The sequence below is a fragment of the Hymenobacter monticola genome, assembly GCF_022811645.1.
Lineage (GTDB): Bacteria > Bacteroidota > Bacteroidia > Cytophagales > Hymenobacteraceae > Hymenobacter > Hymenobacter monticola.
This window is the reverse complement of record NZ_CP094534.1, coordinates 535,852-550,606: the sequence shown is the minus strand read 5'-3', so window position 1 is coordinate 550,606 and position 14,755 is coordinate 535,852. Positions and strand designations below refer to the sequence as shown.

General features: G+C 63.4%; 13 protein-coding genes. 4 read left to right on the top strand and 9 right to left on the bottom strand.

Going from position 1 to position 14,755, the window contains the following annotated elements:
- Positions 1-46: 46 nt before the first annotated feature.
- The 4 genes from ccoN to MTP16_RS02525 form a co-directional block, all read right to left on the bottom strand.
- Entirely contained in the window at positions 47-2,269 is a 2,223-nt protein-coding gene (ccoN, locus tag MTP16_RS02540) for a cytochrome-c oxidase, cbb3-type subunit I (RefSeq protein ID WP_243515694.1), read from the bottom strand.
- A 91-nt stretch (positions 2,270-2,360) separates the two neighbouring features.
- Entirely contained in the window at positions 2,361-2,870 is a 510-nt protein-coding gene (locus MTP16_RS02535) for a DUF2199 domain-containing protein (RefSeq protein WP_243515692.1), read from the bottom strand.
- Positions 2,871-2,927: 57 nt separating this feature from the next.
- Positions 2,928-3,086 carry a cbb3-type cytochrome oxidase assembly protein CcoS gene (gene ccoS / locus MTP16_RS02530; protein ID WP_243515690.1) on the bottom strand — a complete coding sequence of 53 codons (159 nt, stop codon included), beginning with the start codon at positions 3,084-3,086 and terminating at the stop codon, positions 2,928-2,930.
- Between the two features lie 28 nt (positions 3,087-3,114).
- Positions 3,115-5,544, bottom strand: a complete 2,430-nt coding sequence (locus tag MTP16_RS02525) for a heavy metal translocating P-type ATPase (protein WP_243515688.1) — start codon at positions 5,542-5,544, stop codon at positions 3,115-3,117.
- Between the two features lie 182 nt (positions 5,545-5,726).
- Here MTP16_RS02525 and MTP16_RS02520 point away from each other — a divergent pair, with 182 nt between their 5' ends.
- A complete protein-coding gene (locus tag MTP16_RS02520) occupies positions 5,727-6,221 on the top strand; it encodes a hypothetical protein (protein WP_243515686.1) in 495 nt (164 codons plus the stop codon).
- A gap of 26 nt (positions 6,222-6,247) precedes the next feature.
- Complete coding sequence (locus MTP16_RS02515; protein ID WP_243515684.1) at positions 6,248-6,637, top strand: group III truncated hemoglobin; 390 nt, start codon at positions 6,248-6,250, stop codon at positions 6,635-6,637.
- Positions 6,638-6,664: 27 nt separating this feature from the next.
- Here the strand turns inward: MTP16_RS02515 and MTP16_RS02510 are convergent, their stop codons facing one another.
- The 4 genes from MTP16_RS02510 to MTP16_RS02495 all read right to left on the bottom strand — a co-directional run bounded on the left by MTP16_RS02510 (position 6,665) and on the right by MTP16_RS02495 (position 11,709).
- A complete protein-coding gene (locus tag MTP16_RS02510; RefSeq protein ID WP_243515682.1) occupies positions 6,665-7,711 on the bottom strand; it encodes a response regulator in 1,047 nt (348 codons plus the stop codon).
- A complete protein-coding gene (locus tag MTP16_RS02505) occupies positions 7,689-9,302 on the bottom strand; it encodes a sensor histidine kinase (protein WP_243515681.1) in 1,614 nt (537 codons plus the stop codon). Before MTP16_RS02505 ends, MTP16_RS02510 begins: the two co-directional genes overlap by 23 nt.
- A gap of 63 nt (positions 9,303-9,365) precedes the next feature.
- Positions 9,366-11,042, bottom strand: a complete 1,677-nt coding sequence (locus MTP16_RS02500) for a glycoside hydrolase family 43 protein (RefSeq protein ID WP_243515679.1) — start codon at positions 11,040-11,042, stop codon at positions 9,366-9,368.
- A 190-nt stretch (positions 11,043-11,232) separates the two neighbouring features.
- Positions 11,233-11,709 (bottom strand): carboxypeptidase-like regulatory domain-containing protein, encoded by a 477-nt coding sequence (locus MTP16_RS02495; protein WP_243515677.1) that lies wholly within the window; start codon positions 11,707-11,709, stop codon positions 11,233-11,235.
- Between the two features lie 214 nt (positions 11,710-11,923).
- On the opposite strand from MTP16_RS02495, the gene MTP16_RS02490 reads away from it, so the two are divergent.
- Positions 11,924-13,498, top strand: a complete 1,575-nt coding sequence (locus MTP16_RS02490) for a pectate lyase family protein (protein ID WP_243515676.1) — start codon at positions 11,924-11,926, stop codon at positions 13,496-13,498.
- A gap of 72 nt (positions 13,499-13,570) precedes the next feature.
- Here the strand turns inward: MTP16_RS02490 and MTP16_RS02485 are convergent, their stop codons facing one another.
- On the bottom strand, positions 13,571-13,951 hold the full coding sequence (locus MTP16_RS02485) for a glyoxalase superfamily protein (RefSeq protein WP_243515674.1): 381 nt from the start codon (positions 13,949-13,951) through the stop codon (positions 13,571-13,573).
- A gap of 349 nt (positions 13,952-14,300) precedes the next feature.
- On the opposite strand from MTP16_RS02485, the gene MTP16_RS02480 reads away from it, so the two are divergent.
- On the top strand, positions 14,301-14,714 hold the full coding sequence (locus MTP16_RS02480) for a hypothetical protein (RefSeq protein ID WP_243515673.1): 414 nt from the start codon (positions 14,301-14,303) through the stop codon (positions 14,712-14,714).
- Positions 14,715-14,755 lie beyond the last annotated feature (41 nt).

Here is a 14,755-nt window from a genome sequence, read left to right as displayed (position 1 = left end):
GTTCCAGATGGTTAGTTCGGGAGGGCGCGGACTCGCAGAGTCCACGCTACTGCGCGGCGGCTGTGGCGCTGGCCGTGGCCTGCTCGGGCTTCACCTTGATGTCGGTGCCCAGGCGCTGGAGGTAGGCAATGAGGGCCACGATTTCCTTGTCGGGCATTACTTCGATTTCCTCCTTTTTCAAATCGGCCACGATGCCCTGGGCTTGCTTTTGAGCATCAGCCACGGCCTCGTTTTCGAAGCTGGCGGGGTAGGGGGTACCCAGGTGGCGAAGGGCCTTAATCTTGGCCGGCAGCATGTTGTAGTCGATTTTGTCCTCGAACAGCCAGGGGTAGGGCGGCATGATGGAGCCGGGCGACATGCTGGTGGGGTCCATCATGTGGTTGTAGTGCCAGGAGTGCGGGTATTTGGCGCCCACGCGCTGCAAATCGGGTCCGGTGCGCTTGCTGCCCCACAGGAAGGGCCGGTCGTACACATACTCGCCGGCTTTGCTGTACTCGCCGTAGCGCTCGGTTTCGGAGCGGAAGGGGCGCACCATCTGGGTGTGGCAGTTCGAGCAGCCTTCGCGGATGTAGAGGTCGCGGCCCTGCAATTCGAGCGGCCGGTAGGGCTTCACGGAGGCAATGGTGGGCACGTTCGACTTCACCAGGAAGGTCGGAATCATTTCTACCGCGCCGCCGATGAGAATGGCCACCGTGGCGCCCACGGCCAGCTGGAAGGGCCGCCGCTCAATCCAGCGGTGCCAGTGGCCGCCCTGGTGCTCTTCCACCAAAGAGGCGGGCAGCAGGGCTGGCGCCTGGGCTTTCTCATTGGCCAGCAGCGAGCCGGCCTGGGCGGTTTTGATGAGGTTGTATAGCAGAAGAAACACGCCGCTGAGGTAGAGCACCCCGCCGATGCCGCGCAGGTAATACATGGGCACCAACTGCAGCACGGTCTCCAGGAAGTTGGGGTATTGCAGCATGCCCTCGGCGTTGAACTGCTTCCACATCAGGCCCTGCGTGAAGCCGGCCCAGTACATCGGGATGGCGTAGAACACGATGCCCAGCGTACCCAGCCAGAAGTGCGTGGTGGCGAGTTTCTTCGAATACAGCGGAGTGCGGTAGAGGCGGGGCCACAGCCAGTAGAGCATGGCGAAGGTGAGGAAGCCGTTCCAGCCCAGGGCGCCCACGTGCACGTGCGCTACAATCCAGTCGGTAAAGTGCGCAATGGCGTTTACGTTTTTCAGCGAGAGCATCGGGCCCTCGAAAGTGGCCATGCCGTAGGCCGTAATGGCCACCACCATGAACTTGAGCACGGGCTCCTCGCGCACCTTGTCCCAGGCGCCGCGCAGGGTGAGCAGGCCGTTAATCATGCCGCCCCAGCTCGGCGCAATCAGCATCACCGAGAAAGCTACGCCCAGGCTTTGGGCCCAGTCGGGCAGGGCGGTGTAGAGCAAGTGGTGCGGCCCGGCCCAGATGTAAATGAAAATCAGCGACCAGAAGTGGATGATGCTCAGGCGGTAGGAGTACACCGGCCGCTCGGCCGCCTTGGGCAGGAAGTAGTACATCAGGCCCAGGTAGGGCGTGGTGAGGAAGAAGGCCACCGCGTTGTGGCCGTACCACCACTGCACCAGGGCATCCTGCACGCCGGCATACAGCGAGTAGCTTTTCAACCAGCCCACCGGCAGCTCCATGGAGTTGACGATGTGCAGCACGGCCACGGTCAGGAAGGTGGCGATGTAGAACCAGATGCCCACATACAGGTGCCGCTCGCGCCGCCGGGCAATGGTGCCGAACATGTTCCAGCCAAACACCACCCACACCAGCGTGATGGCGATGTCGATGGGCCATTCCAACTCCGCGTATTCCTTGCTGGTGGTGAAGCCCAGTGGCAACGTAGCTACAGCTGAGAGAATAATCAGCTGCCAACCCCAGAAGTGAATCTTGCTGAGGGCGTTGGAGAACATGCGGGCCTTGCACAAGCGCTGCAGCGAATAATACACGCCCGTGAAAATGCCGTTGCCGACAAAGGCGAAAATCACGGCGTTGGTGTGCAGCGGGCGGATGCGGCCGAAGGTGGTGACGGCCGTGCCCATGTTGAGCTCGGGCCGGGCCAGCTGGAAGGCGGCCAGCACCCCCACCATCATGCCGATGATGCCCCACACCACGGTGGCAATCCCGAAGTCACGGACAATCTTGTTATCGTAGAAAAAGGTGTCGACGGCCCGGCCGGGGGAGGTGGGAACAGGCGGCGCGGCGGGTAAAACAGTCGGAGCAAATGATTCGGCCTGCATGGGTCGGAGAAGTATTGTTTTTACTGCTCCAAAGGTCCGGCAAGGCCTTTTCGGGCTAACTGAGCGAAATCAGACGGGGGCCTGATTGTTGTCAGGCGGCCGTACCGTGCAGGGCTATTTCCACCAGTTCAATCACACGCTGCCAGGTGATGCCGCTCAGCTGGTCAGCGCTCAACGGGTGGCCTTCGTCTGTTACTTCAATGCGCGGGATGCTGCCCACTGGCTGTGTGTGGACCAGCGTTTTCAGGTTCAGCGTATCGGGGTAACCCGGGAGGCTGGTTTGCAGCCAGCCAAAATAGGCCGGCTCGTTCACCCGTTCAGGGTCGTGCCACACTTCATTGGTGCGCCAGAAGTTTGCTTCGCTCAGCGTCGTCCACACGTTCCAGCAAAACACTTCGCTGGAATCAATTACCGGTATTTCGATTCGGCCGCGAATGAAAAAATGGGCGTCATCAACAATGCACAGACTTTCCGTCAGCTCAATTCGGGTTTCTCTCTCCTCAACCGGTATGCTGAAATAGTAATCCGGAAACTCTGCTCCGAAGCACATCGGAAACTCCGCATGAAATTCTCCGCATTTCGAGCACGTAAATCCTTCCATGCTGCTTGGCTGCAATTAAGCTTGAAAATGCCGTCAAGATACCGCAGGCCGCTTTAGCTACTTCTCATCAGGCACGGCCTCGTCTTCAAACAGCATCCGTACCGAGGGTGTGTAATCGTCTTCGTACTGCCCCGAGCGCACGGCCCACAGAAAGGCACCCAAAAACGCCAGTGCCACGCACAAGCTGATGCCGATGAGGAGGAATATGATTGACATGGTGGGGATTGGTGTAGTGAGGCAATAGTTACAGCCCGCGCCGCCAGGCGGCCAGCTTCACCAGCAGCGTGGCAAACACCATCACGCTGAGCGAGCTGATGGGCATGAGAATGGCCGAAATAATAGGCGTGAACCGGCCCTGCACCGCCAGCCCCAGGCCGATGCCGTTGTAGCAAAACGACAGCACGAATGTGGCCAGCACGATGTGCAGGCAGTCCTGTGCGAAGCCCAGCACGGTGGGCAGCCGGCCAAAGCTGCCGGCTTCGAGGATGCCATCGCAGGCAGGGGAGAAGTTGGTGAGCGTGTCGGTGAGGGCCAGGCCGGCGTCGGCTTGCTGCAGGGCGCCGGCGTCGTTCAGGCCGTCGCCCACCATCACCACGCGGCGGCCCTGCTGCCGGAGTTGGGCCACGTAGTCGAGCTTCTGCTGCGGGGTTTGGTGGAAGTGCAGCTCGGCCTGCGGGCCAAACAGCTCGCGCAGGCGGGCACGCTCGGTTTCGTTGTCGCCCGAGAGTACGGTCAGGCGGTAGGTTTTGCTCAACTCAGTCAGCACCTCGCGCAAGCCCTCGCGGTACACGTTGCGAAAGGTGAAGCAGCCGCTCAGGCCACCGCCGAAGCTGATGTAGACGCGGGACTGGCGCACATCGGCCTCGGCGGAAGGGGCGGCCTGACCTACAAACGAGGCTGAGCCCACGCGCGCACCCACGCCGCTCACAGTGCCGCGCACGCCCGCGCCGGGCACTTCGATAAAGTCATTCACATCCAGCGACACGGCCGGCAGCTCGGCGGCCAGGCGCTGGCTGAGCGGGTGGGTAGACTGGCGCACCACGGCGGCCACGGCCTGTTGCTGTGCCAGGCTGAGCGCCGGTCCTTCGTATTCCACAGCCGAGCGTTTCACATCGGTGAGCGTGCCGGTTTTGTCGAAGACTAGGGTATCGGCGCGGCCCAGGGTTTCGACCACGGCGCTGTTTTTCAGGTAGAGCTTGTGGCGGCCCAGCACCCGCAGCGCGGCGCCCAGCGCAAACGGCGTGGCCAGCGACAGCGCGCAAGGGCAGGCAATCACCAGCACCGAGGTGCAGGCCCGCAAGGCCATGGCCGGGCTGCTGGGGTACCAGTAGGCCGCCGCGCCCAGCGCCAGCAGCAGCGTGAGGGCCACGAAGTAGCGGCCTACTTTGTTGGCGTAGGTTTCCAGCGTGGCCGTATCGGCTTTCTGGAAGGCGGGGTTGTTCCAGAGCTGGGTGAGGTAGCCCTGCGACACCTCGCGCACGACTTCCAGCTCCACGGCCTCGCCCACCTGGCGGCCGCCGGCATACAGCGTGTCGCCGGGCACTTTGGCCACGGGCTCACTTTCGCCCGATACAAAGCTGTAGTCAATCAGGCCCTGGCCGCGCAACAGCACCACATCGGCCGGAATGATTTCCTGGTGCCGCACCCGAATGCGCTGGCCCGCGCGCAGCTCCCGCACCGGCACGGCCTCCTCGCCGCTGGGCGTGAGGCGGGTGGCGGCCACGGGGAAGTAGGAGGTGAAGTCGCGGTCGAAGCGCAGGGCGTCGTAGCTGCGCTGCTGCACCCATTTGCCCATGAGCATGAAAAACACCAGCCCCGTGAAGGAATCGAAATAGCCGGGCCCGCGGTGCGTCGTTATTTCAAAAACGCTGGTCACGAACAGGGCCGTGAGGCCCAGGCTGATGGGAAAATCGAGGTTGATGTAGCGCTGCCGCAGTCCCTGCCAGGCCGAGCGGTAGAAGCCGCGCGCGCTCACCAGCAGCACGGGCAAAGCCAGCAGCAAACTCAGCCAGCCAAAAAACTGCCCGAACGCGGCCTGCAGCTGCGCCGTGAAGGAAAAATACTCGGGCAGCGCCAGCAGCATCACGTTGCCGAAGGCGAAGGCCGCCACGCCCAGCTGGTAATAGAGCGTGCGGTTGGCGTGGTGGGGCTGGGCGCCCAGCTCGGCCAGCGTAATCTGCGGCTCGTAGCCAATGGAAGCCAGCAGCGTCACCACTTCTTTGAGCGAAGTGACGTCCGGCTGGTAGCTCACCGTAAGCTCTTTGCGCAGGAAATTGACCCGCGACGCGGTGATGCCGGCATTGAGCTTAAACAGGTTTTCGAGTAGCCAGATGCAGGAGGCGCAGTGCATCTGCGGGATGCTGAAGGTGAGGCGCGCGAGCGTGGGCGAGCGAAACTCCAGCAGCTGGCTTTGCATCGATTCCAGGTCCAGGTAGTCGAAGCGGCCGGGCAGCTCCACGGGCTTCACCTTCTGGCCAGGGCGCTCATCGAGGCGGTAGTAGGTGCACAGGTTGCGGGCCGCCAGCAGCTCGTACACCGCCCGGCAGCCCTGGCAGCAGAAACTTAGCGCCGGCTCTTGGGCTAGCCGGATGGGCTCGTCGGGGCAGGCGTCGCCGCAGTGGGCGCAGGCGGTGTGGGTGCGGGTTTCGGCAGGAGCGGGGGCGACATTGGGCACGGGCAAGCAAGGATAATGCTACCCCAAAGCTCCGGCCCCCGACGCGCGGTCAGGCTGACGAACGTCAGGCCATTGGCTGATTCTTTTCAGGCCCGGGGCACCGACGCGGGTTCAATTTTGTAGCATCTTTTCGTCGTTGAAAGGCCAGCGCAGTAGTCGGGCTTTTCATTTTTTGCTATTGTATGTCTCCTGTCCGTCCTGCTGGTTCTTTGCTGCTGGTGCTGTCGCTGTTTGTGTGGGCGGGCCTGGTGGCGGGCATTTCCTTCCTCGAAGCCCCGCTGAAGTTCACCGCGCCGCACATCACCGTGCCACTGGGGCTGGGCATTGGCCGCATCGTCTTTGCGGCCCTCAATAAGCTGGAACTGGCCCTGTGCGCCGCCGCCCTGCTCAGCGCCACCGTGCGCTGGGCCCCCGCCAATATCTGGACGGCCCTCGCGCTGCTCAGCGTTGTGCTTCTGCTCCAAACCCTGTGGCTGCTGCCGGCCCTCGACCTGCGTGCCACCGCGCTGCTGGCCGGCCACCCGCCCCTGCCCAGCAACCTGCACAAAACCTACATCGGCCTCGAAGTAGTGAAGCTCATTACCTTGCTGCTGGCCGGCAGCTGGGCCTACCAATGGGGCACGCGGGCACCGCAGGCAGCAACCGTTTCAGCGGTTCCCCCGCGCCAGTTGGCTTAATGCCCGCCGCTTTTCAAAACCTTGTTATGACAACTCCCCGCCCCGATATCACCACCGAAGCCGACGTGCGCCTGCTCGTTGATACGTTCTACGCCCGCGTCAACGAAGACCCCCTGCTCGACTCCATTTTCAACGGTTTCGCGCAGGTAGACTGGTCCCACCACCTGCCCAACATGTACGATTTCTGGAGCGGCCTGCTGCTGGGCACCAGCCGCTACCACGGCCGCCCCTTCCCCAAGCACGTGCCGCTGCCCATCGATGCCACGCACTTTCAGCGCTGGGTGGCCTTGTTCTGCGCCACCGTCGACGACTTGTTTGCCGGCCCCACCGCCGAAGAGGCCAAGCTGCGCGGCCGTGCCATTGCCCAGGTGTTTGAAGCACGGCTGCGCGGGCGCAATTCCCTCACGGTGCTGTAGCGGCCCAGGTTTCTCTCGTCGCTTTTGCTACCAGTTGGGCTGCCGCAATTTATCAGGCTGCACCACCCGGATGCCGTGGGCCGTCTGCTCAATCAGCCCGTCGTGCTTGAACTCGCTCAGCGTCCGAATCAGGGACTCGGGCGCGATGCCCACCACGGCGGCTAGGTCGTCGCGCGAGAGCTGAATGGCCGCGTCGGGCGCTTGCTCGTGCAGGCGCAGCAAGGTGGTGGCCACGCGGCGGCGCAGCGAGTCGTAGGCCATGCCCAGGAGCTGCTGCTCACGCTCGTTTACGCGGCCGGCCAGCAGGCGCACAAACTGCTGACCCACGGCCGGGTGGCGGTGCAGCAGCTGGGTAAAGTCTTCCTGCGGAATGTAGAGCAGCACCGCATCATCGAGCACCACGGCCGAGTCGGCGTGCGGGCGCTGCTCCAGCAGCGGCAGGTAGCCCAGGAACTCGCCCGGGCCGTACACGCCCGTAATCAACTCCTTGCCGCCAGACGTGCGGCGCACGGTTTTCACCCGCCCGCTTTGCACGAAGTACAGGCGCGTGGCCTCGTCGCCCTCGGCGTACAGCTCCTGCTTTTTGCGCAGGGCGTGGGGCTTGCGGTCGGCGGTGAGGCCGGAGAGGTGGCCCACGGCGCTGGCATCGTCCAGAAACTGGCCCAGGCCGCCGGGGGCCTGCAAGTCATATTCGGGCCGGAGCTGGCCGAAGCGCGCCAACCGGCTATGGATGGCGCTAAGCAGCTCGGTTTCCTCGAAGGGCTTGGTGAGGTAGTCGTCGGCGCCGAGTTCCATGCCGCGGCGCAGGTCAGCGCGCTCGGTTTTGGCGGTGAGGAAGATGAAGGGCACGCCGGCCAGCTGCGGGTTCTGGCTGAAGATGTGCAGCACGCCGTAGCCATCCAGCACGGGCATCATGATGTCGCACACCACCAGGTCGGGCTTGGTGATAAGGGCTTTCTCCACGCCAATTTTACCGTTCTCGGCCGTAATCACCGCGTAGCCGGCCAGCTCCAGAATCTCGGCCGTGTTTTCGCGAATCAGGTCGCTGTCTTCAACGAGCAGTATCGTCTTCATAGGGAAGGGTAAGGGTGACGGTGGTGCCCCGGCCCAGCTCGCTGTCGAGCCGAACGGTGCCGCCCAGTAGGTCCAGGTAGCGGGCCACAATGTACAAGCCCAGGCCGGTGCCGGGCAGGTTGGCCGCGTTGCGCGCCCGAAAAAAACGCTCAAACAAATGCTCCTGGTCTTCGCGGGCAATGCCCAGGCCCTGGTCCTGCACACTGAGCGTGAGCCAGCCGCTGTCGGTGGCGGCGCGCACCGTCACGGGCACTTGCTCGGGCGAGTACTTAAACGCGTTGCTGAGCAGGTTCACCAGCACCTTGCGCAGCAGCGAGGCGTCGGTCCACAGCGGTTCGAGCGGCCCGCCGAACTCCTCGCGCAGGTGCTGGCCGGGCTTGCGCAGGCCTTCGGTGTCGGCCAGGGCTTCGTGCAGCAGCACGGGCAACTCTACCCGCGTGGGGTGGGCCTCCAGCCGGCCTTCCTCAATCTTGCCCACCGACAGAAATTCCTCCAGAATGTCGGTCAGGTGCTTCACCGAGGTGCGGATGCGCGCTAGGTGGCGCTGGCGCTTGTCCTGCTGCTCAGTGGTGGTGTACTTCTCAATGAGGGCAGCCGAGGTGAGCACGCCCGTGAGCGGGGTGCGAAACTCGTGCGAGGCCATGCTCACGAAGCGCGACTTCAGTTCGCCCAGCTCCTGCTCGGCGGCCAGGGCCTGGCTCAGCTCCTGGCTGCGCAGCTCCAGCTGGGCCAGGGTATTTTCCAGGGCCTGGGTGCGGTCGGCCACCTTCTGCTCCAGCTCGGCGTTGAGGGCGGCCACGCGCTGGTGGTGGGCCAGCAACTCGCGCTCGGCCTCTTTCTTGAAGGTGATGTCGATGACGTACGACACCACGAACAGCTCTTCTTCGAGGTGGAAATAGCTCAGGCTCACTTCCACCGGAAACTCCGTGCCGTCGCGGCGGCGGGCCATCAGGTCGCGGTTGTGGCCCATGCTGCGCACCTCGGGGCGGGCGTTGAAGGACGTGCGCAGCCGCTCGTGGTAGCCGCTCACGGCGGTGGGCACCAGGTCCTCAATGCCGTGGCTCAGCAAGGTTTGGTCGTCGTAGCCAAACAGGGCGTGGGCCTTGCCGTTGGCCAGCACGATGCGGCCGGCCCGGTTGCACATGATGATGCCGATGGTGGCGTGGCTCACCACGGCCTCGAAACGGCCCAGGCTCATGGCCAAGCGGCGCTCGGCCGTGTGCAGGCGGTCGGTGTCGGTGAGGCGGATGACGAAGTAGCGGCGGCCTTCCACCGCTAGGTTGGTCAGCTCAATTGAAGCCCAAAACTGGTCGCCCGACTGCCGCCGCAGCTCGGTTTCGAACGTGTAGTGGCCATCGCGCAGCACCCGGTCGCTTAGCTCGGCCCATTCTTCCGGGCTCATGCGCTGGCCGCGCAGGGTGCGGCGCGGGTCGTCGTAGAGGGCCTGGGCCGAGGGGTAGCCCAGCAGGCGGTAGCCCGCCTCGTTCACCCGCTTAAACCACCGGTCCTCCACGTCATACAGCCCCACAAAGTCTTTGGCCTGCTCAAACAGGATTTCCGTGAGCGGATTGTGATATAAGTCGACGGGCATTTGCAGGAAAATGAACGGGGCGAGGTTACAGCAGACGAATGGACTGTTGGTAGAATATAAAATTTAATCTATATGAAACCAATCCACGTCCGCGTTGCCAGAATCGTTGAATTTAGCCGTGCGAGAGCAGAATAAGCCCACTTTGGCGCCAATCCATTTGCCCTCGCGGGCCTGAAACTCGGCCCCCAGTGGCTGAAAGGTCTGGTTGTCGAAGCTGTAGCTGAACTGGCATTTGGCGCCGGCTTTCACGGCCACGCGCAGGTAGATGGGCTGGCCGGCGCGGCCCGCGGGCACCTCCACGGCGGGCGTGCTGGTTTCGGCCGTGCCCTTGTCGGCGTCCTTGCACACGCTCTGGATGAGCTGCAGCTTGCCGCCCTGGTTGCTGAGCGCAAGGTAGGCATAATCGAGCCCCATCAGCAGCAGCGCCACTTTCTCGCCGTCCACCCGCGGGCTGAATGTGAGCTTGGTGGTCACGGTGAATACCTCGGCCGGTAGCTTTTGCATGAGCAGGTTGGGCACCTGCCAGAGGTTCTTATAGCCCTCGGGCAGCGGCACCGAATACAGGCGCAGGACGCCGGCCGCGGGGTTCAGGTAGGCCCAGTAGTCCTGCGGGTTAGCGTGCCACTGCCACTGCCGGCCCAGGGTCACGCGGCCAAACTCGTCGGACGTGGGCGGCGTGGCCAGCGGCTGGGCGGGGCTTTTGATGCGCGGCTTGCGGTAGGAGAGCACCGGCTGACCTTTGCCATCGCCGTCGGGGTCTTCGCCGATGACGGGCCAGTCGTTTTTCCACACCATGGGCTGCAGGTGCACCACGCGCCCGTAGGCGCCCCGGTCCTGAAAGTGCAGAAACCAGTCCTCGCCCGTGTCGGTGTCTACCCAGGCGCCCTGGTGCGGGCCGTTGATGGGCGTTTTGCCCTGGTCCATCACAATCTTCTCCTCATAAGGCCCATACACGCTGCGGGAGCGCAGCACCAGCTGCCAGCCCGTGGGCACGCCCCCGGCCGGCGCGAAGATGTAGTAGTATCCGTTGCGCTTGTAAAACTTCGGTCCTTCCAGCGTAGGGTGCCCGGCGTGCCCGTCGAACACCAGCACGTCGTCGCCGAGCAGGCGCTGACCGTCGGCACTCATCGGGCTCACCGCCAGAATGGTTTTGATGCCCGCCCGCGAGCCCGCAAATCCGTGCACCAAGTAGGCCTTGCCATCCGCATCCCACAGCGGGCAGGGGTCAATCCAGCCTTTGGCTTCTTTCACGCACACCGGCGCCGACCACGGCCCGGCCGGGTTCTTCGCTTTCGTGACGAAAATGCCCAGGTCCGGGTCGGGGTAGTAGATGTAGAACTCCTGGTTGTGGTAACGAATGGCCGGTGCCCACACGCCGTTGCCGTGCTGAGGCTCGCGGTAGCGCGCCAGGGGTGGCTGTTCCTTGAACACACTCCCGAGAATGGTCCAGTTCACCAAATCCTTGGAGTGCAGAATCTGCAGGCCCGGCACGGCGTTGAAGCTGGAGGAAGTCAGGTAGAAGTCGCTGCCAACTCGCACCACGTCGGGGTCGGAGTAGTCGGCGTTGAGCACCGGGTTCTGGTAGCGGCCGTTGCCCAGGTCGGGCACCCACACTTTGGAGAGCGCAGCGTTGGGCGTTTGGGCGAGGGCGAGGCCCGGCAGGCCGGTAAAAACGAGCAGACCCGCCAGTCGCAGCAAGCGGGCAAACGGCCGGGAAAAGCGAGAAAGGTGTGTTTTCATTGCCGCGCGAAGGTCGCACGCAACCCGGCATTGCGCACCAACAATCCGCTGCGCTGGTCTGCCGGCCAGGCGGTTTCTTTTTGGCGCACGCCGCAAATGCGGCGCCGGGCGCCAGCGGCTGGGGCAACCGAAATTTTCGGGTTACTCCAGCCGCTGGCGCCCGGCGCGTCTTCGGTTTTTCTTCGAATGCTTAACGCAGGTTGGTGCTGCGGTGGTTGAGGCGAATAACCTGGCCCTCCTTCTTGCCGCGCTGCTTGAACTTGGCCGTAGGCATGGGCGCCAGCACCAGGCGCGGCAGGGTGCAGTCGTCGAGCGGCACTTCGATGAGAGAGTAGCCCGCAGCCTGCACGTCCAGAATCTGGCCCTCGTACACGGGGTCCGTGAGCTGGAAGCGGCCTTCCGAATCCGTCACGTAGATGTCGTGGGTGCCTTTGATGAGCAGCGTGGCGCCCACCAGCGGCTTGCCGTTGGGGTCGTATACGGTGCCCATGAGCGGCGCGCAAGCCAGACGCGGGCGGGCCGGGGCCGCGCGCTCGGGCCGGGCCGAAAGGGCAATGCGCTCCTGGCTGTTGCCCGCCGCCGGCGTCCGCGAATCGGCTTGCTGAGCCACCGCCGAATGGGTGCCACAAATGGTTGCTAGGGCGAAAAAGAGGAAAGTAAAGCGCATAGCGAACAGATGAAGGACGAGGTCCGAGAATGGCCCATGAAGGCACGGGCGGGGTAATCTTCTAACACGCAACTTCATACGAGAAGTTGCCTGACAGGCTCGGAAGTCACGCAATCGATGGCGTTAGGCTGGCGCGGTTTCTGTGCGCTGACCCGGGCCATGTTCACGGTAATTTCAGAACCGAACCTCTAAGTTGCAACTTAAAATCGATTACATGCTATTCTTTTTCAAAGATTATTTTTCAGGAGTATCAATTCGATGTGTCGCAGGCGCCATAAGTGTAGGCCTGCTGGCTGCTGGGCCGGCCTGGGCGCAGGGCCTGCTGGCCTTCCCCGGGGCCGAGGGCGCGGGGCGTTTCACCACCGGCGGGCGGGGCACGGCGGCCGTGCCCACCACGGTGCTCGAAGTGACCAACCTGCTCGATGACGGCAAGCCCGGCAGCCTGCGCCACGCCCTGCAACTGAGCGCCGACAAGGCCCCGGCCCGCACCATCGTGTTTCGGGTGTCGGGCACCATTCACCTGGCCTCGCCGCTCACCATTAGCAAGGCCAACACCACCCTCGCCGGCCAAACGGCGCCCGGCGAGGGCATCTGTCTGGCCGACTACCCGGTATCGGTGAAGGCCAACAACGTCATCGTGCGCTTCATCCGCTTTCGGATGGGCGATAAAAACCAGAACAAGGGCTTCGTGAACGGCGGGGGCGGCGACGATGCCTTTGGCGGCACCCGCAACAACCACCTCGTGGTCGACCATTGCTCGATGAGCTGGAGCACCGACGAGGCGTTTTCGGTGTACGAGGGCGACAGCACCACCCTGCAGTGGAACCTCATTGCCGAGCCGCTGAACTACTCCTACCACTACGAAACCGGCGACAAGGACTTTGAGCGGCACGGTTTCGGCGGCATCTGGGGCGGGCAGCACGCCTCGTTCCACCACAACCTGTTTGCCCACTGCAACAACCGCACGCCGCGCTTCAACGGCAGCCGCTACACCCACCCGGCCGGCTTCGAAAACTGCGATTTCCGCAACAACGTCATCTACGACTGGGGCACCAACAACGTGTACGCCGGCGAGGGCGGCAACTACAATATCGTGGGCAACTACTACAAGCCCGGCCCCAGCACCAGCCTCAAAACCCGCGCCCAGCTGCTGAACCCTTATAAAATCGAAAAGGAAAAAGGCCGCCTTCCCTACGGCAAGTTCTACCTGGCCGGCAACTACGTGGACGGCGCCCCCGCGGTGACGGCCCACAACTGGAGCGGCGTGGTGATGAACGGTGGCACCGCGGCCGACACCGTGCAGTCGAAAGTGACCACGCCGTTTGCCCTGGGCCCCTTCACGCTGCAACCGGCCAAAGCGGCCTATGAAGCCGTGCTACGTGGCGCCGGTGCCACCCGCCCCGTGCGCGACACCCTGGACCAGCGCATTGTGCGGGAGGTGCGCACCGGCACCGGCACCCTCATCGATGTGCAGGGCCACTACCCCCACGGCACGCCCTACAGTCTGAGCCAGCGTGCCTGGCCCGCGCTGAAGTCGGCTCCCGCCCCGGCCGATGCCGACCACGACGGCATGCCCGACACTTGGGAAAAAGCCTACGGCCTCAACCCCCAGAACGCTGCCGACCGCGCCCTGCGCGCCCCGAACGGCTACACCAACCTCGAAAACTACCTCAACAGCCTGGTGCCGGCGCTTGCTGCTGCTGCGCCCGTTGCGCCCGCCGCACCTAAGGCAGCGAAGAAATGGGTGCCGGCTGCGAAGCCCGCCGTGCCTAAGGCCGTGAAGAAATAGGCGTGTTTCACAGGTGCAAAGCCTAAGAGGCCCTCATGCAGCGCACTGCATGAGGGCCTCTTGCATACGTGTTTACGCCGGCAGCGCGGCGAATTCGCAGAACACGATGCGGTTGCCGAATGGGTCGACGACTTCCATCTCCAGCACCTGGCTGTTCCAGTAGGCCGGCACGAGGGCGGGGCGGACGTCCTGGTTTTTTCTTGCGAGCTGGTGGTGGAAAGCGAGGAGCCCCTGCATCTCGGCCCGGGCCTTGGCGCCGGCGGGCACGTTGTCGGGCAAGGCGTTGAGGTGAAGGATGACCTCGCCGCGCGACACCTGCACGTACACCGGCTGCTTGTTGCGCACTTCCTCCCAGTCGATGCGAAAACCCAACCAGCCGATGTAGAACGCAATGGCTTTCGCGTAGTCGGAAATGCTGAAAACCGGAGTCACCATATAAGCAGGCAGGAGCATAAATAGAACCGTTGTGGGCAGGAATACTCTAGGTATAGTGCTGTTAATTTCAGGGAAAGGTAAATAAATTTGGCGGGCTTTCAGCAAAGACAGCATTAAATAACTTGCAAAGAGCCACTGATAATAGCCAGAGGCAATGTTTAGCTGCGCCCTTTCCTGCGCTGAAGGCAGGCAGCCGGAAACAGCACGAAAACCAACACTTTGCGATTTTAGAATTTTGGGTCCGTGTTGCATTCGGGGTGGAAGGGGGCCCGCAACCGGTTCACTGGATAGAAAGCGGCAGCGTAATTTTGATAACTTCAGCAACCCCAACTACCAGGCGCGCCTGGCCGAGCTTCTACCCCCTTGCATGCAGCTGCGTCCCATCGTTGATACCCCTGGCATTTCCGTTGGCTACGACGAGGACAACCAGTGGCTCTACGTGGACTGGAAGGGCGAGCACGACGCCGATTCCTCGTGGGCGGCCTGTGGGCTGATGCTGGAAACCCTGCAGGGGTTTCCCTGCGCCAAAATTCTGAACGACAACTCCAACATCACCCGTACCACCATGCAACTCTCGGCCCGCAGCCTGGAGTGGGTGGCCCACATGCACGCCGCCGGCCTGCGCTACCTGGCCTGGGTGATGCCCCGGCAGCTCAACTCGCGGCAAACCACCGAAGGCGTGGTGCTCGAAATCGAGGCCCCCATCGTGTGCACGTTCGACGACCTGGCCTCGGCGTTTGTCTGGCTGCAGCGGCAGGGCGCGCCCGAGCTACCCGCCTGAACGAGTACCCCGAAGCCCTGCTTCGGTTCAGCCGAACGATT